Source organism: uncultured Friedmanniella sp. (assembly GCF_964244285.1).
In the GTDB taxonomy this organism is placed as follows: Bacteria; Actinomycetota; Actinomycetes; order Propionibacteriales; family Propionibacteriaceae; genus Microlunatus.
Map to the genome: position 1 here is coordinate 136334 of NZ_CAXTHT010000001.1, position 20949 is coordinate 157282.

The following is a 20949-nucleotide window of genomic DNA, read 5'->3' on the forward strand; positions in this document are numbered from 1 at the left end:
CCCACCGGCCCTCACGAGCGCTCCAGCCAGTCCCCGGCGGCCTGCAGCTCCATGTAGGTGACCATGTCGGCCAGCCCCGGATCGGCGAGCTCGGGGTCCTCGGTCACGCAGCGCTCGGCCAGGTCGCGGGCGATCGTGATCACCTCGGCGTCGTCGAGCACCCGCAGCAGCCGCAGGCTCGACCGGTGCCCCGACTGGCTGGCCCCCAGCACGTCGCCCTCGCGTCGCTGCTCGAGGTCGACGTCGGCCAAGGCGAAGCCGTCGCGGGTGGAGGCGACCGCGGTCAACCGTTGGCCCGCCAGCGTGTCCGTCGGCATCCCGCTCAGCAGCAGGCAGATCCCGGGGTGGCCGCCGCGGCCGATCCGCCCGCGCAGCTGGTGCAGCTGGGAGATCCCGAAGCGGTCGGCGTCGCAGACCACCATCACCGACGCGTTGGGCACGTCCACCCCCACCTCGATCACCGTCGTCGCGACCAGGACGTCGGTCTCGCCGGCCGCGAAGCGCCGCATGACGGCGTCCTTGTCCTCGGCGGCGAGCTGCCCGTGCAGCATCTCGACCCGCAGCGCGGCGAGCGGGCCGGCGGTCAGCTCGGCGTAGAGGTCCTCGACCGCGGCGGCCGGTGGCAGCTCCTCGGCTCCCTCCTCGCTGAGCACCTCGAGGTCGTCGGCTTTGATCGGGGCGGTGGCGGAGATGCGGGCGCAGACCACGTACGCCTGCCGCCCGGCCGCGACCTCCTCGGTGACCCGCTGCCAGGCGCGGTCGACCCAGCTGGGCTGACGACGAGTGTCGACCACGACGGTGCTGACGTCGGCGCGTCCGGCCGGCACCTCGCGCAGCGTCGAGACCTCGAGGTCGCCGAAGACCGTCATGGCGACCGATCGCGGGATCGGGGTCGCCGTCATGACCAGGACGTGCGGCCGTCCGGCCGCCTTGGCGCTGAGCGCGGCCCGCTGCTCCACCCCGAACCGGTGCTGCTCGTCCACCACCACGAGCCCGAGGTCGGCGAACTGGACGCCGGCCCCGAGCAGCGCGTGGGTGCCGACCACGATCCCGGCCTCACCCGAGGCGGCCAGCAACGTCGCCGACCGCCGAGCGGCCGCATTCTGGGAGCCGGTGATCAGCGTCACCGCGGTCGCGTGCTCGGCGGCGCCGAGCATCCCGCCCCCGGCCAGGTCACCGAGCATTCGGGTGATGGTCTGGTGGTGCTGGGCGGCGAGCACCTCCGTCGGCGCCAGCAGCGCGGCCTGCCCGCCGGCGTCCACGACGGCCAGCATCGCCCGCAGGGCCACCAGCGTCTTGCCCGAGCCCACCTCGCCCTGCAGCAGCCGCTGCATCGGGTGCTCGAGCGCGAGCTCGGCCATGATCTCCTCACCGACCTCGACCTGGCCGTCGGTGAGGGTGAACGGCAGCCGCGCGTCGAAGGCCTCGAGCAGCCTTCCCGCGCGTGGGGGACGCGGCACGGCCCCGTGCGCCGCGGCGTCGGCCCGGCGTCGCGCCATGGTCAGCTGCAGCGCGAACGCCTCGTCGAAGCGGAGCCGCTCCCGGCCCGCCTCGATCCCGGCGCGGTCCGCCGGCTGGTGCAGGGCCCGGAAGGCCGTCAGCAGGTCGACCACCTCCGCCTCGTCGCGCAGCCAGTCGGGCAGCGGGTCGGACAGCCCGTCGAGGTGCTCGAGCACCAGACCGGCGCAGGCCGCGATGGTCCAGGTCCGCAGCTTGCCGCTCATGGGGTAGAGGCCCACCAGGGGCGACTGCGCGGCGGTCACCATGTCCGCGTTGCGCTGGGCCCCGCCGACCACCCGGCCCTCCTCGTCGACGATGACGAAGTCGGGGTGCGCGAGCTGCAGTCGGTTGTTGAACTCCTTCACCTTGCCGGCGAAGATGCCGCGGGCTCCGGGCTGCAGGTCCTTCTGCCAGTAGGTGATGAACCGCGGAGCACCGAAGAAGGTGAGCGTGAGCGAGCCCCGGCCGTCGGTGATGACGGCCTCCAGGCGCGGCTTCTTGGTGGTGCGGTAGCCCGTCGAAGGCAGGTTGTAGGCATGGCAGTCCACCACCTTCGCCACGACGGCGACCTCCTGCTCGGGCTCCAGCGCAGACAGGTCGCTGAGCTCGGTGGCGGAGAAGTAGCGACGCGGCAGGTGGTGCATCAGGTCGTCGACCGTGCGGACCTTCAGCGACTCGAACTGCTTGGCCGTCCTGCCGCCGAGCAACGCGTCGAGGCGGGTAGCCAACCGCCGGTAGGTGTCGGTGCGCCACAGGCCCGCGGCGGGGCTGACACTCTCGCTCACTCCACCCCCACCAGCAGCAGGTAGCGCGCCTGGCCGCCGTCGATGACCTGGATCTCGAGTCCGGCGGCCTGCTCGCGGCTGCGGTGGGTCAGCTCGTCGGCGAGGGCCAGTGGCGCGTCGGCACCGAGCACCAGCGTCAGCAGCTCACCGCCGCCGGCGAGCAGCCGCTCGACCACGCGCCAGGCCACCTCGACGAGCCGGTCCCCGATCTCCACGAAGTCGCCCTCCACCACCCCCAGGACCTCGCCCGGCACGCTGCGACCGGCCATGGTCCGGGTGTCGCTCTCGGCCACGGTGACCGCGCCGTGGCGGGCGTGGCCGGCGGCCGCGCTCATCGCCGCGACCGCGGTGTCGAAGTCGGCCTCCGGCTCGTGCACGGCCAGGGCGGCGAGCCCCTGCACCTGCGCGACCGTCGGGATGACGGCCATCCGTCGAGCCGGACGGCTCGGCCGCGGCGCGGCCCGGCGCCGGGCGACCAGGTGGTGCGCGGCCTCGAGGGTCTCCATGTCGTTGGGCAGGATCACGACGTCGCCCTCGGCGCGGCCCAGCGCCTGGACGAGCGCGTTCAGCACGGGCTCGTCCCCGTCGACCAGGACGGGGACGGCGCCGGCGGCCAGAGCCGCCCTGGCCAGGCCCGCACCGGCCACCACGGCGACCACGGTCCGGGTCGGCGCTTCGGTCGGTTCGAGGACGGTGATCCGCACCTGGGAGAGCCGACCCAGCCCCAGCGCCGCCTCGACCGCGGCGCCGGGCTCGCCGAGGTGGACGTGCACCTGGGCCACGCCGGCTCCGCTCTCCCCCACGACGACGACGCTATGGCCGAGGTCGGACAGTTTCTCGCGTAGCGCGACGAGGGCCTCGGGCGCCGCGTCGTGCAGCGCGTACATCACCTCGTACTCGGGGTCGCCGGTGGACCGGGCCGGCCGGGCGGTCTCGCCGGCGGTCAGCGGCAGCGCGGGCTCGCCCCCGAGCACCTCCACCAGGGCGTCGACCAGCAGCGCGTACGCCTGGCCGCCCGCGTCCACCACGCCGGCCTCGGCCAGCACGTCGAGCTGGTCGGGGGTCCGCTGCAGGGCCAGCCGCGCCTCGGCCTGCGCGGCGCGGGCAACGGCCAGCCCGTTCTCCGGGCTGGTACGGGCGGCGCCCTCCGCGGCCCGGGCGGCGTCGGCGGCCACGGTCAGGATGGTGCCGGCCACCGGCTGAGCCACCGCCCGGTGGGCCGCGTCGGCGACGGTGCGGAGCAGCAGGGCGATCCGGTGGCCGGTCCCCGCGCCGGCGAGGCCGGCCGTCGGGTGCTGCAGGCTGCGGCAGACGCTGGAGAACATCTCGGCGACGATGGCCCCGGAGCTGCCGTGGGCCGACAGGATCGCCGCCTGGACGACCGCGTCCATGCTGGCCCGGTTCACGTCGGGTACGGCCCGGGCGATCCCGGCCAGGGTCAGCTGCAGGTTGGAGCCGGTGTCGGCGTCGGAGATCGGGAAGACGTTGAGCGCGTTGAGCGCCTCGGTGGACGCGCCGATGACCTCGCTGGCCCGGCGCAGCCACGCGTCGAAAACCTCCCAGACGCCCGAACCCGCGCTGAGCGTGCGCGGCGTCGGCGCGGGCGCAGACTGGGGGGACTCGGACACCCGAACACCCTAGTGGGGACGCCTGCCCCGCTCGATTGGCCGGGCCCGACCCAGGTCGGGTACTCTTGTCCGGTTGCCCGCGAGCGGGTGACCCCTCAACACGCCGCCCTTCCTGCTCGACGACGGGGCGGCCCTCAGCCAGATGATCTAACGGGAGCAACTCCAGTGGCAGCGGTATGCGACGTGTGCGGCAAGGGACCGGGCTTCGGCCACAACGTCCCCTGGTCCAAGAAGAAGACCAACCGACGCTGGAACCCCAACATCCAGCGCGTCCGGGCCATCGTGTCCGGCGCCCCCAAGCGGCTGAACGCCTGCACCTCCTGCATCAAGGCCGGCAAAGTCACCCGCTGACCCCCGGCCTGACCTGACCCGCCCTCCCCTTGGAGGGCGGGTTTTCGTCATCTCCACCGGTCCCCGGGGGACGGTCACTTCACAGCCCGGCGGCCCACATCACACCCGCCGGAGCCGCGAAAATCGGACCCTAGGGGTGTGAAGTGACCGTCAGACCTCCCGGGGCGGGGCCGGGCGGGGGCGGGGGCCGGTGACGGTCGGCGTCTGGCGGGTCAGGCGCCGATGACGACGGGAATGATCATCGGGCGACGGCGGTGGGTGTCGTTGACCCACTTGCCCAGCCGGCGGCGGACGACCTGCTGCAGCCGGTAGGCGTCGTCGACGCCCTCGGCCAGGGCCTCCTCGATGGCGGCGGCGACCAGCGGACGCACGTCGTCGAAGACGGCGTCGCCCTCCACGAAACCGCGGGCGTGGATGTCGGGGCCGCTGACGATCCGGCCGGAGTGGGTGTTCACCACGGTCACCACCGAGATGAAGCCCTCCTCGCCGAGGATCTTGCGGTCGGTCAGGGCCGCCTCGGACACGTCGCCGACCGTCGAGCCGTCCACGAAGATGTAGCTGGCGTCGACCTTGCCGACGATCCGGGCCCGGCCGTTCTGCAGGTCGACCACGGCGCCGTCCTCGGCGATGATGGTGCGCTCCCGCGGCACGCCGGTGGCCACGGCGAGGTCGGCGTTGGCGATCAGGTGCCGGCTCTCACCGTGCACGGGCATGACGTTGCGCGGGCGGACGACGTTATAGCAGAACAACAGCTCGCCGGCGCTCGCGTGACCGGAGACGTGCACCATCGCGTTGCCCTTGTGCACGACCTTGGCGCCCAGCTTGGTCAGGCCGTTGATGACGCGGTAGATCGCGTTCTCGTTGCCGGGGATCATCGAGCTCGCCAGCACGACGGTGTCGCCGGGCTTGAGCGAGATCACCTGGTGCTCGCGGTTGGCCATCCGGGACAGGGCGGACAGCGGCTCACCCTGGGAGCCGGTGGAGATGATGACGACGTCCTGCGGCTTGTACCGGTCGATGTCGCGCATCTCGATCAAGGTGTTGGCCGGCACCTTCAGGTAGCCCAGGTCCCGCGCCACCCCCATGTTGCGGACCATCGAGCGGCCGACGTAGACGACCTTGCGGCCGTGCTCGGCCGCCGCGTCCATCACCTGCTGGACCCGGTGGACGTGCGAGGCGAAGCAGGCCACGATGACGCGCTGCCGGCTGCGGCTGAACACCCGCTCCAGGGCCGGGGCGATGTCGCGTTCGGGCGTGGTGAAGCCGGGCACCTCGGCGTTGGTGGAGTCGACCAGGAACAGGTCGACGCCCTCCTCGCCCAACCGGGCCAGGGAGCGGACGTCGGTGATGCGGTTGTCCAGGGGCAGCTGGTCCATCTTGAAGTCGCCGGTGTGCAGCAGCGTGCCGGCCGGGGTGCGGACCATGACGGCCAGCGCGTCCGGGATCGAGTGGTTGACCGCGATGAACTCGAGGTCGAAGGGGCCCATGGTGACCCGCTCGAGGTCGGCGACCTCACGCTTGACGACGTTGCGGATGCGGTGCTCGCGGAACTTCTCGCTCACCAGCGCCAGCGTCAGCTTGGAGCCGATCAGCGGGATGTCCTGGCGCTGCCGCAGCAGGTAGGGCACGGCGCCGATGTGGTCCTCGTGACCGTGGGTGAGGACCAGGCCGACGACGTCGTCGAGCCGGTCGGCGATCACCTCGAAACCGGGCAGGATCAGGTCCACCCCGGGGTGGTTCTCCTCGGGGAACAGCACCCCGCAGTCGATGAGCAGCAGCTGACCCCGGTACTCCAGAGCCGCCATGTTGCGGCCGATGTCACCGAGGCCGCCGAGCGGGATCACCCGCAACGCGTTGTCGTCGAGGGGCGGGGGGGTCTTCAAGCTGCTGGCGGCCACGAGGAACCACGTTACAGGGACCGCGTGATCTCCTCCGCGCTCGAAGGACCTGCGGTCACCACCCCGGGACAGCAAGAAGTCCCGCGGTTACCTGCTCGGGGGTTCAGGAAGCCGCGGGACTCAACCCCTACATCGTCAGCCGCCCCGTCCCCGTTACGACGCGCCCGTGTGATCTGCTTCACACCCCAGCAGACGGCTAACATCGCGGACGTGACGTCGACCTCAGGCCCTCTCGCCGACTCCGTACGGATCGCCTGGCCGGCCGAGGCGGCGGCCGTCGCCGAGCTGCAGCGACGGGTCTGGGACAGCGAGCTGGCCGCCGACGTGGCCGAGGCGCTGCTCGCCGAGGTCTCCACGGCCGACATGACCCTGGCCTGGGAGCAGGCGATCAGCCGGCCCCCGCAGGCCCGCTACCGGGTGCTCGTGGCCGTGGCCGACGCCCGCGTGGTCGGCTTCGCCACCACGGTCCCCGGCCAGGACCCGGACGCGGACGAGGCCGCCGACGGTGAGGTGGGCGAGTTCGCCGTCGACCCGCCGGCCCGGCACCGCGGCCACGGCTCGCGGCTGCTGAACGCCTGCGCCGACACGCTGCGGGCTGATGGGTTTCGGCAGGCCCGGTGGTGGGTGGGCGAGGCGAACGAGGAGCTGCGCGGGTTCCTCGCCGCCGCCGGCTGGGTGCCGGACGGCAGCAGCCGCGAGATCGGTTCCGACGACGAGTCGGTCCGGCTGTCCCAGATCCGGCTGCACACCGACCTGTCGGTCGAGTAGGACGCCCGTCCACAGGCTCAGGGAACGGCCGTGGCAGTCAGCGGCGGAACTCGATGTCGTTCCCCGTCAGGCCTGCGTGCAGGCCGTCGTCCTCGGCGCTGATCGAGCTCAGGGTGAGCCCGAACGGCAGACCTTCGACGGGGATGGGCTTGAGGAGGCTCTGCATCAGGGCGTCGGCGGTGGCTTTCGGAAGGTTCACCGAGCCGAGGCTGATCGCAGGATCGGCGAGGGTGAGGGTTTGCGCGCCGACGTCGAGCTGAGGCGTGCCGGTGATGGTTGCGGACAAGGTGGCGCCGAAGATCGAGGTGGCCTGCACGACCTGCAGCCGGCCGTCCCCGGCGTAGCTGAGCGGGACGCTGGACAGGCTGCCGAGGTCGCCGTACGCCAGCAGGGCGGTGCCGTCGACGTGCTTGGCCGTCATGGACTGGAACCAGTCCGTGGTCGTCACGTCGGAGAGCACCAGGTCGGCGTGCTGGACCGGCACCGTGCTGCCGGTACCGGCCGCCGCTCCCAGGTCGTCGGCGACCACGTGCACCGTCCGCAGGTGGCGGGCGGCCACCTGGGTGAGGAAGGGCCGGCCCTCGATGTCCACCGTCGGTGCCGCCGGGGTGCCCAGCCGACCCTGCAGCTGGCTGCCCGCGGCGCTCTCCGCTCGGCGGAGGGCGTACCCGTCCCCGGCGTACAGGCCGAGCGCCACGAGGACGCCGAGCAGCAGGAAGACGACCAGGACGACGCTGCCGCCGTGACGACGCCCGGCCGCCATCAGGTGAGCCCGAGCACGGGCTCGATGCCCACGGTCAGACCCGGACGCGAACCGACAGCCCGGACAGCGGCCAGGACGCCGGGCATGAACGAGACCCGGTCCAGTGAGTCGTGCCGCAGCGTCAGCGTCTCGCCCTCGGCGCCCAGCAGCACCTCCTGGTGCGCGACCAGGCCGCGGAGCCGGACGCTGTGCACCCGGACCCCCGCCACCTCCGCACCGCGGGCGCCGTCCTGCGCGTGCACCGTCGCGTCGGGAGCGGGTCCCAGCCCGGCGGACTCCCGGGCGACGGCGACCCGGCGCGCGGTGGTCGTGGCCGTCCCGGACGGCGCGTCGGCCTTGCCGGGGTGGTGCAGCTCGATGATCTCGACGCTCTCGTAGAAGGCGGCAGCCTGCTCGGCGAAGCGCATCATCAGCACGGCGCCGATGCTGAAGTTCGCGACCACGAGCACCCCGACAGTCGGCCGGTCGGCGAGCAGCGTGCGCAGCTGGTCCAGCCGGGCGTCGTCGAAGCCGGTGGTGCCGACGACCGCGGAGATCCCGTGCTGCACGCACCAGGCGAGGTTGTCCATCACCGCGTCGGGGTGGGTGAAGTCGACCACCACGTCGGCCGCCTCGGCGGGCGCCCGGTCGTCGCCGGCGTCGATCCCGGTGACGAGGTCGAGGTCGTCGGCGGCCTCGACCGCCCGGCACACCTCGGCCCCCATCCGGCCGCGCGCCCCGAAGACCGCGACCCGCGTCACCGCTCCACCTCGTGCCCCGTGCTCATGCCGTCCAGTGTTTCAGCACCGCACGAGGGACGCGTGGTCCGACCAGGCCGAGCACGGGAGCCCGGGAGAAGAGCAGGGCGGCCTCGGCCTGCACGTCCTCGGTGCTCACCTCGTCGAAGCGGGCCAGCACGTCGGCCAGCGAACGGTCGTCGCCCAGCACCGTGTTGCCGCCCAGCCGGCTCATCCGGCTGGACGGGCTCTCGTAGGAGATCACCGTCTGGCCGCGCATCTGGCCCTGGGCGCGGATCAGCTCGGCCTCGGTGACGCCGTGCTCGGCGACCTCGGCGAGCGTCCCCTGGACGAGGGCGACGATGTCGGCGAGCTTCCCGGGGGCGCACTGCCAGTCCACGCTCCACAGGCCGTCGTCGGAGTAGGAGGTGTCCCCGGCGTCGATGCCGTAGGTCAGCCCCCGCCGCTCGCGCACCTCGACGAAGAGCCGCGACGACATGCCCCCGCCCACGACCAGCGACAGCAGGCCCATCGGGTAGCGGCGGTCGTCGAAGACGCCGACCCCGGGATAGGCGAGGACGGCGCTGGTCTGCTCGACCCGACGGTGCTCGTGCACCAGACCCGGCTCCGGGGTGGCGGCGCTGCCCGGCCGCGGCCGCCCGCGCGGGGTCGGCCGCGCGTCCAGGCTCGCCAGCTGCTCGACCAGCCGGTCGTGGTCGACGTGCCCGGCGGCCGCGACCACCAGCGACCCGGGAGCGTAGTGCCGGCGCCAGTGCCGGACGATCTGGTCCCGGGTCAGCGCGCCGATCGAGCTGGGTGAGCCGATCACCGCCTGCCCCAGACCCGAGCCGGCGAAGACGCGGTCGCTGACCAGCTCGGAGACGACCTCGCCCGGGTCGTCGGCGTGCATCGCGATCTCGTCGAGGATCACGGCCCGCTCCGCGTCCACGTCGGCCGTGGTGACCAGGGAGGAGCTGATCATGTCGCTGAGCACGTCCACGGCCAGGGCCGCGTCGTCGCGCAGCACCCGGGCGTAGAAGCAGGTGTACTCCTTGGTGGTGTAGGCATTCAGCTCGCCGCCGACCGCCTCCACCGCCGCGGAGATCTCCTCCGCGCTCCGCCGCTTCGTACCCTTGAACAGCACGTGCTCGAGGAAGTGGGAGGCCCCGTGCAGGGTCTGGTTCTCGTGCCGGGAGCCGACACCGGCGAAGACGCCGACCGAGCACGTGCGGGCAGCCGCCATGTGCTCGGTGACCACCTGCACGCCGTTCGGCATGGTGGTACGGCGCACGGCGCCACCCCCGAGGGAGTGACGCCGTGCGGACCGGCTACGGGAGCCGGCGGAGCCGGAGCTCGAGGAGGTGCCGGTCAACCTAGACGGAGACCTCTTCTTCGACCACCGGGATCAGCGAGAGCTTGCCCCGGTCGTCGATCTCGTTGATCTCGACCTGGATCTTCTGGCCGACGCTGACCACGTCCTCGACGCTCTCCACGCGGGCACCGCCCGCGAGCGGGCGCAGCTTGGAGATGTGCAGCAGGCCGTCCTTGCCGGGCAGCAGCGAGATGAACGCGCCGAAGGCGGTGATCTTGACGACCGTCCCCAGGTAGCGCTCGCCCTTCTCCGGCATCGTCGGGTTGGCGATGGCGTTGATCAGCGCGCGGGCGGCCTCGGCCTTGTCGCCGGAGTCCGCGCCCACGTAGATCGTGCCGTCGTCCTCGATCGAGATCTGGGCGCCGGTGTCGTCCTGGATCTGGTTGATCACCTTGCCCTTCGGGCCGATGACCTCACCGATCTTGTCCACCGGGATGTGGATCGTGATGATCCGCGGCGCGAACAGGCTCATCTCGTCCGGGGCGTCGATCGCCTCGTACATGACGTCCAGGATCGTGTTCCGGGCGTCCTTCGCCTGGGTCAGCGCACCGGCCAGCACGGAGGCGGGGATACCGGCGAGCTTGGTGTCCAGCTGCAGGGCGGTGATGAAGTCCCGCGTGCCGGCGACCTTGAAGTCCATGTCCCCCATGGCGTCCTCGGCCCCGAGGATGTCGGTGAGCGCCACGTAGCGGGTCTCCCCGTCGACGGTGTCGGACACCAGGCCCATGGCGATGCCGGCGACCGGCGCGCGCAGCGGCACCCCGGCGTTCAGCAGCCCCAGCGTGGACGCGCAGACCGAGCCCATCGAGGTGGAGCCGTTCGAGCCGAGCGCCTCCGAGACCTGACGGATGGCGTACGGGAACTCCTCGCGCGTCGGCAGCACCGGCAGCAGGGCGCGCTCGGCGAGCGCTCCGTGGCCGATCTCGCGCCGCTTGGGCGAGCCCACCCGCCCGGTCTCACCGGTGGAGTAGGGCGGGAAGTTGTAGTTGTGCATGTAGCGCTTCGACGTCTCGGGAGCGAGGGTGTCGAGCTTCTGCTCCATGCCCAGCATGTTCAGCGTGGTGACGCCCAGGATCTGGGTCTCGCCGCGCTGGAACAGCGCCGAGCCGTGCACCCGGGGCAGGACGCCGACCTCGGCGGACAGCGTCCGGATGTCGGTCAGGCCGCGGCCGTCGATCCGCACGTGGTCGGTGAGGATCTTCTGCCGGACCAGCTTCTTGGTCAGGGCCTTGTAGGCGCCCGAGATCTCCTTCTCGCGGCCGGCGAACTGCTCGGCGTGCTGGGAGACGGTCTTGGCCTTGAGCGCGTCGGTCGCGGCCTCACGGTCCTGCTTGTCCGCGATCGACATGACCTGACCCAGCTCGCCGGAGGCGGACTCGGACACGGCGGCGAAGACGTCGTCGGCGTAGTCGGCGAAGATCGGGAACTCGGCCGTGGTCTTCGGGAAGTGCGCCGCCAGCTCGGCCTGCGCGTCGCACAGGGCCTTGATGAACGGCTTGGCCGCCTCGAGACCGGACGCCACGACCTCTTCGGTCGGGGCCGTCTTGCCGGAGCGGACGAGGTCCCACGTCTGCGCGGTGGACTCGGCCTCGACCATCATGATCGCGACGTCGCCGTCGGCGAGCACGCGGCCGGCCACGACCATGTCGAAGGTCGAGCTCGCCAGCTGGTCGACGTCGGGGAAGCCGACCCACTGGTCACCGATCAGGGCGACGCGGATCCCGCCGATGGGCCCGGTGAAGGGCAGACCGGCGAGCTGGGTGGACATCGAGGCCGCGTTGATGGCGACCACGTCGTAGGTCTTGTTGGGGTTCAGCGCCATCACCGTGACGACGACCTGGACCTCGTTGCGCAGGCCCTTGACGAAGCAGGGACGCAGCGGCCGGTCGATCAGGCGGCAGGTGAGGATGGCGCCCTCGGAGGGGCGACCCTCACGGCGGAAGAAGGAGCCGGGGATGCGCCCCAGGGCGTACATCCGCTCCTCCACGTCCACGGTGAGCGGGAAGAAGTCGATGGCGTCCCGCGGCTTGCTCTGCGCGGTGGTCGCCGAGAGGAGCATCGTGTCCTCGTCGAGGTAGACGGTCGCCGAGCCGGCGGCCTGGCGGGCCAGCAGGCCCGACTCGAAGCGGACGACGTGTCGCCCGAGGGCGCCGTTGTCGATGACGGCTTCGGTGTACTGCAGTTCAGGTCCCTCCACGGGAATCCTTTCTGTGGCGCAGCCGGATACGGCGCGCCGGAGGTGTGGATCGCATCCGCACCCCGACCTGCCACCCCCGGTGACAGGCTGACCACGGCGATGGAGCCCGGTCTTCGATCGAGGTCTGCGGGTCGGGCAGGGGCTGCCTGCGGAGCCTCCACGAGGCGGACCCGAAAACCACTACCGAGGACCGAGAAACTCCCGAACGTGCCGGGTGGGATGCGATCTCAGCGAATATGGTTCTGCTATTCAGTTGTGCAGCAGAGCGGTCCTACCGGCCCGGTGAGGGCAGGAGGACCGCTCCAGGGACGTCAGCGACGCAACCCGAGCCGCTCGATCAGCGAGCGGTACCGGTTGATGTCGGTCTTGGCCACGTAGTTGAGCAGCCGGCGACGCTGGCCGACCAGGAGCATCAGACCACGACGACTGTGGTGGTCGTGCTTGTGCTCCTTCAGGTGCTCGGTCAGGTGCGCGATGCGCCGGGTGAGGACCGCGACCTGGACCTCGGGAGAACCCGTGTCGCCCTCACTGGTCGCGAACTCTTCGATGGTCTGCTTCTTGATAGCAGCGTCAAAAGGCACGTGCTCTCCTCTCGGTTTCCCGTTGCGCGGCGCCCCCGAATCCCGATTGGGGTTCACGCGGTGTGACAGGGAGCTCTTGGTGGTCCGCGGCCGATCGAACGGCAGCCCTAATCTACCAGCGGGGTTCCCGATGGCCGAATTGCGCGGGATCGCCTCGGGTCCGGGCCCTCCTGACTCCAGGACGCAAGTGGATCCTGACGCGTGGTCGCGTGAGGATCCCCTTGCGTGTCGATGGTTCAGCTCAGAGCGCCGGTGGGCAGCACGGCATGCACGCCCCAGGTCCGGTTGGCCACCTGGGTGACCCGCAGGTCGACGGCCGTGCTGGCCAGGGCGAGGGCGGTGGCCCGGTCGACGTCGTAGCGGGACTGCATCCAGGTCACCATCGCGTCCAGGGCGTCGCCCGTCGCGGCGTTCAGGTCGGCGTCGAAGCCGAACGTGATGAGACCGGCGGGCGTCTCGGCGTGGATCGACGTGAGGGGTGGGTCCTCGACGAGGTCGACCGTCAGCTCGGTGGTCATGGCGCACTCGATCGCTGTGCCGCCGACCTCGCCGTCGCCCTGGGCGGCGTGCCCGTCACCGAGGTAGAGCAGGGCGTCCGGAACGGCGACCGGCAGGTAGAGCGTCGAGCCCGCCATCAGCTCCCGGCAGTCGATGTTGCCGCCGCTGCCCGCGCGCGGCGGGATCGTCGAGTGCTCACCCGCCGCGGCCGGCGCCACCCCCATCACCCCCAGGAACGGGGCCAGGTGCCGCACGAAGCCCCGGCTCTCGCGGCCTGTGCCGGCATCCGGGTCCAGCTCCCAGAGCAGCCAGGACGGCGGGCCGTCGGCGATCCCGAGCCGGCGGGTGATGGGCGTGTCGAGTGCTGCGGCGACGGTCCACCCCCACGGTCCGGGCCGCAGGGCGTGCAGGCGCAGCGCCAGCAGCTGGCCGGGACGGGCACCCCGGACGGCGATCGGGCCGGTCAGGCAGTGGCCGCGACCCGACGGGTGCAGCCGGGGCTGCTCCTCGCCGGGGTGCCGCTGCCGCTCCAGGTAGCCGGATGCGTCGAGGGAGCCGACCGTGAGCCGCTCGCCGGGCTCGATGGTGGCCACCGGCGCGTGTCCGGCGGAGAAGACGTCGGCGGTGGTTTCCGCGGTGGGGTCGATCGCCAAGGCCATCAGGGTGCCTGGAGCACGTGCCGGATCTGCTCCACGTCGTGATGCATCTGCTCGATGAGGGCGTCCATCCCGGCGAAGCGGACCTGACCGCGGATCCGGGCGTAGAAGTCGATGGCGATCTCGACGCCGTAGAGCTCGAGGTCGTCGCGGTCCAGCACGTAGGCCTCGATCCGGCGTTCGACGCCGTCGAACGTGGGGTTGGAACCCACCGAGATCGCGGCCGGCCAGCGCGGCGAGGCCTCGTCGAGCCGGGTCACCCAGCCGGCGTAGACCCCGTCGGCGGGCACCACCATGCCGGGGGTCACGGCGACGTTGGCGGTCGGGTAACCCAGCAGCCGGCCCCGCTGGTCGCCCTTCACGACCACCCCGCTGGACCGGAAGGTCGAGTCGCTGAGCTCGCGGACCCGGCCGAAGTCGCCCTCGAGCACGGCGTGCCGGATCAGCGTCGACGAGCTGGCCAGCGCCCCGTCGGTGACGAGCTCGACGGGCTGCACCACGAACCGGCCCGCGGCCAGCTCGATCAGGGTCGCCACGGTGCCGGCGGCCCGGAACCCGAAACGGAAGTTCTCCCCGACCACGACCCGGCAGGGGTGCAGCGGCTCGAGGACCTCCCGGACGAACTGCTCCGGGCTCCAGCCAGCGACCTCGGACGTGAACTCGACGACCACGGTCTTGTCCACGCCTGAGTCGCGCAGCAGCGCGGTCCGCGCCTCCAGCGACGTGAGCAGCGGCGGTGCCTGGTCGGGTCGGATCACCGACATCGGGTGCGGCCAGAAGGTCACCGCCACCAGTGGGGCCTGTGGTTCGGCAGCGCGGGCGACGCGCAACAGCTCGACGTGTCCGCGGTGGACGCCGTCGAAGTTGCCGATCACGACCACCGGGTCGCCGGTCATCGGTGCACCTTTCCGAGTTGATCAGGGGCCGGCGAGACGTCGCAGGCTCCGGCGACCCAGTTAACCATCGCCGGCGACAGGCGCCGGCGACCCTCAGCCGCAGAAGACAGCCTCGGGGATCGCGGCGTCGCCGCGACGGCGGTACAGGGCCAGGAACTCCTCGTCGGCACTGAGCAGGGCCACGCGGTCGGCGGTGAGCGGGTGGTCCGGTAGCGCGCGTCCCACCCGGACGGCGGCCTCGTCGGCGGCGTCGACGTTCAGCACGGGGAAGCAGCGCCGCGCCACCTCGGTCATGCCGATCAGCGGGAGCTCGGTGGTCGCGTCGGTCAGCAGCTGAGCCTCGTCCAGGCCGAACGGGCCGACGCGGGTGCGACGCAGCGCCGTCAGGTGGCCGGCCGAGCCGAGCGCCGCTCCCAGGTCGCGGGCCAGCGCCCGGATGTAGGTGCCGGAGCTGCAGTCGACGACGACGTCCAGGTCGACGCAGGCCACGCCCTCGACGCTGGCGTCGCGGCGGTCGAGCAGGTCGAAACGGGAGACGGTGACGGGGCGGGCCGCCAGCGCGACCTCCTCGCCCGCCCGCACCTTCGCGTAGGCGCGGACGCCGTTCACCTTGATGGCCGAGACGGCGGTGGGGACCTGCGAGATCCCACCTCGCAGCGGGGCCATGGCCGCCTCGAGCCGGTCGGGGCTGGTCGGAGCCAGACCGGGGGCGGTGGTCACCTCACCCTCGGCGTCATCGGTCAGCGTGCCCACGCCCAACCGGATCGTCGCTGCGTAGGACTTCTCGGTCACGATGAGGTGGCCGAGCAGCCGGGTGGCCCGATTGACTCCCACCAGGAGCACCCCGGTGGCCATCGGGTCGAGCGTGCCGGCGTGGCCGACTTTGCGGGTACCCAGAATCCGTCGCACCCGGGCGACCGCGCCGTGAGAGGTGAGGCCGGCCGGCTTGTCGACCACCACCAGCCCGGACTCAGCCGTGCCTGTGCTCAGCGCTCGAGCTCCGCATCCTCAGGTTCGGGCTCGTCGACGTGCCGGTAGGGGTCCTCGTCACCGGCGTAGGTCTTGCCGTTGGCCACCTCGGCCACCCGGGCGTCGACGGCCCTGGCCCGCTCGAGCAGGTCGTCGATCTGCCGGGCGTTCTCCGGGATGGCGTCGGCGATGAACGCCACGGTCGGGGTGAACTTCATCCCGAGCTGCTTGCCGACCTGCGAGCGGATCAGCCCCGTCGCCGACTGCAGGGCCGCCGCCGTGCCCGCCTGCTCCTCGTCGCTGCCGAGGACGGTGTAGAAGACGGTCGCCTCACGGCTGTCCCCGGTGAGCCGGACGTCGGTCACCGTGACGAACCCCAGCCGCGGGTCCTTGATCTTGCGCTCCAGCATCTCGGCCACGATCACCTTGATCTGGTCGGCCAGCTTGAGCACGCGTGGCGATGCCATGACTTCTCCTCTGTTACTGCGCCGAGAAGTAGGCAGTCCCGGTTCCAGGAGCTCCGGAACCGGGACTACCTCCTGCTCGTGGGGCCGCGGAACTAGCTCCGTGCCTTCTCACGCATCTCGTACGTTTCCACGATGTCGCCGGTCCGGATGTCGGAGTAGTTGTGCAGCGTGAGGCCGCACTCGAACCCTTCCCGGACCTCGGTGGCGTCGTCCTTCTCCCGACGCAGCGAGCCGATCGTGGTCTCGGTGATGACCACGCCCTCCCGCAGCAGCCGGGCCTTGGCGTTGCGCCGGATGGACCCGCCGATGACCATGCAACCCGCGATGATGCCGGCGCGGGACGAGCGGAAGATCTCGCGGATCTCCGCCTGCCCGAGCTGGGCCTCCTCGTAGATGGGCTTGAGCATGCCCTTCAGCGCGGCCTCGATCTCGTCGATCGCGGCGTAGATGACCGAGTAGTACCGGATGTCGACGCCCTCGCGGTCGGCCAGCTCCGTCGCCTTGCCCTGCGGGCGGACGTTGAAGCCGACGATGACGGCGTTGGACGCCGCCGCCAGGCTGACGTTGGTCTCGGTGATCGCACCGACGCCGCGGTCGATGACCCGCAGGCTGACCTCGTCGCCGACGTCGATCTTGCTCAAAGCGTCCTCGAGCGCCTCGACCGAACCGGCACCGTCGCCCTTGAGGATGAGGCGCAGCTCCTGCTCCTCGCCCTTCTCGAGCGAGTCGAACAGCTGGTCCAGCGTCTTGCGCCGGGTGCCGGCCGCCTGGGCCGCCATCCGGAGCCGGGACGCCCGACGCTCGGCGATCTGCCGGGCCATCCGGTCGTCGTCGACGACGATGAAGCTGTCACCGGCGCCGGGGACGGCGGTCAGACCGAGCACCTGCACGGGGAACGACGGCGGAGCCTCGTCCACGTTGTGCCCGTGGTCGTCGAGCAGCGCCCGGACCCGGCCGTAACCGGTACCGGCCACGATCGAGTCGCCGACGTGCAGCGTGCCGCGCTGGACCAGGACGGTCGCGACGGGGCCGCGGCCCTTGTCCAGGTGGGCCTCGATGGCCACACCCTGACCGTCCATCTCCGGGTTGGCACGCAGGTCGAGCGCCGCGTCCGCGGTCAGGATGACCGCCTCGAGCAGCTCGTCGAGGCCGACGCGGGTCACCGCGGAGACGTCGACGAACATCGTGTCGCCGCCGTACTCCTCGGGCACCAGGCCGTACTCGGTGAGCTGGCCGCGCACCTTGGTCGGGTCCGCGCCCTCACGGTCGATCTTGTTGACCGCGACCACGATCGGCACATCGGCCGCCAGGGCGTGGTTGAGCGCCTCGATGGTCTGCGGCATCACCCCGTCGTCGGCGGCCACCACCAGGACGGCGATGTCGGTCGACTTCGCACCGCGGGCACGCATGGCGGTGAACGCCTCGTGACCCGGGGTGTCGATGAAGGTGATCTTCCGCTCGTCGCCGTCGACCTCGGTGGCCACCTGGTAGGCGCCGATCGCCTGGGTGATGCCACCGGCCTCGCCGGCGACCACGTTGGTCTTGCGGATCGCGTCAAGCAGCTTGGTCTTTCCGTGGTCGACGTGACCCATGACGGTGACGACCGGCGGTCGGGCCTCGAGCTCGTCCTCGCCACCCTCGTTCTCGCCGAACTCGATGTCGAAGCTCTCGAGCAGCTCGCGGTCCTCGTCTTCTGGGGAGACGACCTCGATCTTGTAGTTCAGCTCGGTCGCGAGCACCGCCAGGGTGTCCTCGGCCACGGTCTGCGTGGCGGTGACCATCTCGCCCAGGTTGAACAGCACCTGGACCAGGTTCGACACGTCGACATTGATCTTCTCGGACAGGTCGGTCAGCGAGGCGCCGCGGGCGAGCCGGACGGTCTCGCCGTTGCCCTGCCGGACGCGGACGCCACCGATCTCCGGCGCCTGCATCTGGTCGAACTCCTGCCGACGCTGACGCTTCGACTTGCGACCACGACGGACCGGCCCACCGGCGCGACCGAACGCACCCTGCGTGCCACCGCGGCCACCGCGGCCACCGCGGCCGCTCGGCGGCGGACCACCGGTGCTGCCGGGACCGCTACGGCCGGGAGCGCCACCGGCACCGGGACGGCCACGACCGCCCGGACCGGCGGGAGCGCCACGGCCACGAGGACCGGCGGCACCGGGAGCGCTCAGCTGCCCGGAGCTCTGGCGGGGCATCATCGCCGGGTTCGGCCGGGGCATGCCCGGCACACCCGGACGGCTGCCTGGGGTGGGAGCGCCACGGCCGGCCGGGGGCCGGGGACCGCCCGGACGGGCCGGGTCGGAGCCGGTCCCCGCTGCCGCCGGTCGGGTCGGACGAGCCGTACCCATGCCCTGGGACGCCGAGAACGGGTTGTTGCCCGGACGGGGCGTGCCGCCGGGGCGACGGGCACCGGGGGCACCGGCTCCCGGAAGGCCGCCGGTCGACCCGGGACGGGGCCGCGGACCGGGGGTCCCGGTCTGGCCCTCGGCCGGACGGCCCGGAACGCTGGGGGCACCAGTCTGGCTGCCGTTGGTCGGGCTGGCGCTGTGCTGGCCGCCGTTCGTCTGGCTGCCGGCGAAACCGCCGTTGGTCTGCGGGCGGCTGGTCGGCTGACCGGGAGCCCGCGGGGTGGACGGACGCGGCCCCGGAGCCGGGGTCCGGCTGACCGGACCGGGCGCTCCGGTCGTCGGACGCGCGGTCTCGCGTGGCGGCGAGGTAGGAGCCGGAGCCGCCGAGGCGGCGGCGGGGACGACCGGAGCCCTCGTGGGCGCCGGGGTGCTGGGGGCCGGCGTGCTGGGCACCGGCGTGCCGGGACGTGCTGACGAGCCCGCATTGGGGGTCATCCGGGTCGGACCGGGGCTGGGCACGGTAGGACGACGGGTCTCCGGGCCACGGCTGGGGCTGGGCGCCGGCCGGCCGCTGTCCTTGCCGGCTGCCGGGGTGGCCAGCTTTTCCTTCAGCCGCCGCTCCACGGGGGGTTCCACCGTGGAGGATGCGGAGCGGACGAACTCGCCCATGTCCTTCAACATCGTGAGGACGGTCTTGCTTTCGACTCCGAGCTCTTTCGCGAGCTCATAGACGCGGACCTTGGCCACTGCTCTCCTTGTTGGCGGTCCGGGTCTTCGTCGCCGGACCAGTTAGTCGTGCATGCTCACTGAGGGAATCTCATCGAGTGGTCATGAGCGTCAGCCCACTTTCCGGTTCGGCGCCTCGAGAAGTCGGGGCGCTTGGCTCTGGGCCGCGCCGTTGCCGGCGCAGCCAGTGTTGAACTCTAGCCACTTCCGCGCGGATCGCCTAAGCGAGTCCTCCGGACGTGGGGTCCAGCTGCTGCCACTGACGGAGCAGGTCGTCGGGGTCGAATCCGCTGGTCCGCAGCGCTCGCGGGACGGCCCGCCGACGGATGGCCAGGGCCAGGCACTCCGGACCGGGGTGCAGGTAGGCCCCCCGGCCTGATGCGCGCTGCGGAAGGTCCACCGCGACCGAGGGCCGCGCGACCAACCGGACCAGCTCGTCCTTGTCAGCTGTGGTGCGGCACCCGACACACGTGCGTCGGGGTCGAGCCACCCCACCATGGTAGCGCGCCGGCGCCGGCGGGGCCCGGCGTTCTGGGACCGGTGTGCTGGACCCGGCCCGGCAGGAGAAGTCTCGCTCGTGCGGCCCGGGGCCTCGGTGCGCCCGGCCGGCCGGGCGTCCCACGGCCGTAAGGGTGCACGGCTTCACGTCCTTCAGGGCCTTCGGCAGGCTCAGGCCGCGAGGGCTCAGACGCCGAGGGTTCGACCGACGGCCTCGGCCAGCCGGGCCAGCAGGGGAGCCGCGTCCCGCTGGGCGACCGCGAGGTCGGGCTCGAGATCGAGGATGGCGTGCGTGGCCCCGATGCCGACGGCGGCCAGGCTCTCGGCGTCGACGGCCAGCCGGCCGACCAGGGCGACCACGGGCACGCCGGCCGCCCGCGCCGCCGAGGCCACGCCGACGGGCGCCTTGCCGGCGAGGCTCTGGGCGTCGAGGGAGCCCTCGCCGGTGACCACCAGATCGCTGCCGACCAGCGCGTCGGCGAACCCGACCGTCCGCAGCACGAGCGCGATGCCGGGCTCGGCGCGGGCGCCGAGGAAGGCCAGCGCACCCGCACCGGCACCCCCCGCCGCCCCGGCGCCGGGCACGGCGGCCACCGCGACTCCGAGGTCGCGCTGCAGGCAGTCGGCGTAGTGGCGCAGGGCGGCGTCGAGCAGGGCGACGTCGGAGGCGGTGGCTCCCTTCTGCGGCCCGTAGACCGCCGCCGCGCCCTCCGGTCCGACCAGGGGGTTGTCGACGTCGGAGGCGAGGACGACCTCGACGCCGCTCAGGCGTGGGTCGAGGCCCGAGACGTCCACGTGGTGCAGATCGGCCAGGGCCGCGCCACCGGGCGCCAGCTCAGCGCCGGCCGCGTCGAGGAAGTGGACGCCCAGCGCCTGCGCCAGGCCGGCGCCCCCGTCGGTGGTCGCGCTGCCGCCGATGCCGAGAACGATCCGCCGGGCGCCGGCGTCCAGGGCGGCCCGGGCCAGCTCGCCGGTGCCGTAGGTGGTCGCGGTCAGCGGCGCCGGCACACCGTCGGGCAGCCGGCGCAGCCCGGACGCCTCGGCGAGCTCGACCACGGCAGTGGTCCCGGACAGGGCGAACACCGCCTCGACGGGCTGGCCCGTCGGTCCGGTCACCCGAACCGTCCGTGCCTCGTACCCCGCGGCCACGACGGCGTCGACCGTCCCCTCACCGCCGTCGGCCACGGGCAGCGTCACCACCTGGACGCCGGGGCGGCCGCGCCGCAGGCCCGTCGCGATGGCCTCGGCCGCCTCGACGGCGGTCAGGCTGCCCTTGAACTTGTCGGGGCTGACCAGGACGCGGACCTCAGAGGCGGCGACGGTCAC

The 20949-nt window shown here is 72.4% G+C and carries 17 protein-coding genes; 2 read left to right on the plus strand and 15 right to left on the minus strand.

Going from position 1 to position 20949, the window contains the following annotated elements:
* Positions 1 to 11 precede the first annotated feature (11 nt).
* Both ACFE7W_RS00645 and ACFE7W_RS00650 read right to left on the minus strand, forming a co-directional pair.
* Positions 12 to 2285: an ATP-dependent DNA helicase RecG gene (locus tag ACFE7W_RS00645; protein ID WP_375422839.1), complete on the minus strand. Its 2274-nt coding sequence runs from the start codon at positions 2283 to 2285 to the stop codon at positions 12 to 14.
* A complete protein-coding gene (locus ACFE7W_RS00650) occupies positions 2282 to 3913 on the minus strand; it encodes a DAK2 domain-containing protein (RefSeq protein WP_375422840.1) in 1632 nt (543 codons plus the stop codon). The genes ACFE7W_RS00645 and ACFE7W_RS00650 overlap by 4 nt, the downstream gene beginning before the upstream one ends.
* Before the next feature lie 165 nt (positions 3914 to 4078).
* On the opposite strand from ACFE7W_RS00650, the gene rpmB reads away from it, so the two are divergent.
* Complete coding sequence (gene rpmB, locus ACFE7W_RS00655) at positions 4079 to 4264, plus strand: 50S ribosomal protein L28 (RefSeq protein ID WP_375422841.1); 186 nt, start codon at positions 4079 to 4081, stop codon at positions 4262 to 4264.
* 212 nt (positions 4265 to 4476) lie between these two features.
* Here the strand turns inward: rpmB and ACFE7W_RS00660 are convergent, their stop codons facing one another.
* Entirely contained in the window at positions 4477 to 6162 is a 1686-nt protein-coding gene (locus ACFE7W_RS00660) for a ribonuclease J (RefSeq protein WP_375422842.1), read from the minus strand.
* Between the two features lie 210 nt (positions 6163 to 6372).
* Here ACFE7W_RS00660 and ACFE7W_RS00665 point away from each other — a divergent pair, with 210 nt between their 5' ends.
* Positions 6373 to 6930: a GNAT family N-acetyltransferase gene (locus tag ACFE7W_RS00665; protein WP_375422843.1), complete on the plus strand. Its 558-nt coding sequence runs from the start codon at positions 6373 to 6375 to the stop codon at positions 6928 to 6930.
* 37 nt (positions 6931 to 6967) lie between these two features.
* Here the strand turns inward: ACFE7W_RS00665 and ACFE7W_RS00670 are convergent, their stop codons facing one another.
* The 12 genes from ACFE7W_RS00670 to ACFE7W_RS00725 all read right to left on the minus strand — a co-directional run bounded on the left by ACFE7W_RS00670 (position 6968) and on the right by ACFE7W_RS00725 (position 20949).
* Positions 6968 to 7693 (minus strand): DUF2993 domain-containing protein, encoded by a 726-nt coding sequence (locus ACFE7W_RS00670; RefSeq protein ID WP_375422844.1) that lies wholly within the window; start codon positions 7691 to 7693, stop codon positions 6968 to 6970.
* Positions 7693 to 8433: a 4-hydroxy-tetrahydrodipicolinate reductase gene (gene dapB / locus ACFE7W_RS00675; RefSeq protein ID WP_375422845.1), complete on the minus strand. Its 741-nt coding sequence runs from the start codon at positions 8431 to 8433 to the stop codon at positions 7693 to 7695. The genes ACFE7W_RS00670 and dapB overlap by 1 nt, the downstream gene beginning before the upstream one ends.
* Positions 8434 to 8455: 22 nt before the next feature.
* A complete protein-coding gene (locus ACFE7W_RS00680) occupies positions 8456 to 9700 on the minus strand; it encodes a M16 family metallopeptidase (protein WP_375422846.1) in 1245 nt (414 codons plus the stop codon).
* An 82-nt stretch (positions 9701 to 9782) separates the two neighbouring features.
* A complete protein-coding gene (locus tag ACFE7W_RS00685; RefSeq protein ID WP_375422847.1) occupies positions 9783 to 11978 on the minus strand; it encodes a polyribonucleotide nucleotidyltransferase in 2196 nt (731 codons plus the stop codon).
* Positions 11979 to 12289: 311 nt separating this feature from the next.
* On the minus strand, positions 12290 to 12559 hold the full coding sequence (gene rpsO, locus ACFE7W_RS00690; protein WP_375422848.1) for a 30S ribosomal protein S15: 270 nt from the start codon (positions 12557 to 12559) through the stop codon (positions 12290 to 12292).
* Positions 12560 to 12795: 236 nt separating this feature from the next.
* Positions 12796 to 13716, minus strand: a complete 921-nt coding sequence (locus tag ACFE7W_RS00695; protein ID WP_375422849.1) for an acetamidase/formamidase family protein — start codon at positions 13714 to 13716, stop codon at positions 12796 to 12798.
* On the minus strand, positions 13716 to 14609 hold the full coding sequence (locus ACFE7W_RS00700; protein ID WP_375422850.1) for a bifunctional riboflavin kinase/FAD synthetase: 894 nt from the start codon (positions 14607 to 14609) through the stop codon (positions 13716 to 13718). Before ACFE7W_RS00700 ends, ACFE7W_RS00695 begins: the two co-directional genes overlap by 1 nt.
* A 93-nt stretch (positions 14610 to 14702) precedes the next feature.
* Complete coding sequence (gene truB / locus ACFE7W_RS00705) at positions 14703 to 15599, minus strand: tRNA pseudouridine(55) synthase TruB (RefSeq protein WP_375423510.1); 897 nt, start codon at positions 15597 to 15599, stop codon at positions 14703 to 14705.
* The gene (gene rbfA, locus ACFE7W_RS00710) at positions 15596 to 16045 is read right to left on the minus strand and encodes a 30S ribosome-binding factor RbfA (protein ID WP_375422851.1); all 450 of its coding nucleotides are present in this window, start codon (positions 16043 to 16045) and stop codon (positions 15596 to 15598) included. The genes truB and rbfA overlap by 4 nt, the downstream gene beginning before the upstream one ends.
* 92 nt (positions 16046 to 16137) lie before the next feature.
* Positions 16138 to 19146: a translation initiation factor IF-2 gene (gene infB / locus ACFE7W_RS00715; RefSeq protein ID WP_375422852.1), complete on the minus strand. Its 3009-nt coding sequence runs from the start codon at positions 19144 to 19146 to the stop codon at positions 16138 to 16140.
* Positions 19147 to 19345: 199 nt separating this feature from the next.
* Positions 19346 to 19615 (minus strand): YlxR family protein, encoded by a 270-nt coding sequence (locus ACFE7W_RS00720; RefSeq protein WP_375422853.1) that lies wholly within the window; start codon positions 19613 to 19615, stop codon positions 19346 to 19348.
* A 194-nt stretch (positions 19616 to 19809) separates the two neighbouring features.
* The gene (locus tag ACFE7W_RS00725) at positions 19810 to 20949 is read right to left on the minus strand and encodes a glycerate kinase (protein ID WP_375422854.1); all 1140 of its coding nucleotides are present in this window, start codon (positions 20947 to 20949) and stop codon (positions 19810 to 19812) included.

Bases quoted from the DNA above. Each gene is read 5' to 3' on its own strand.
- ACFE7W_RS00670 (WP_375422844.1), bottom strand. From the start codon at position 7,693: ATGGCGGCCGGGCGTCGTCACGGCGGCAGCGTCGTCCTGGTCGTCTTC.
- ACFE7W_RS00695 (WP_375422849.1), bottom strand. From the start codon at position 13,716: ATGGCCTTGGCGATCGACCCCACCGCGGAAACCACCGCCGACGTCTTC.
- ACFE7W_RS00700 (WP_375422850.1), bottom strand. From the start codon at position 14,609: ATGACCGGCGACCCGGTGGTCGTGATCGGCAACTTCGACGGCGTCCAC.
- rbfA (WP_375422851.1), bottom strand. From the start codon at position 16,045: ATGGCATCGCCACGCGTGCTCAAGCTGGCCGACCAGATCAAGGTGATC.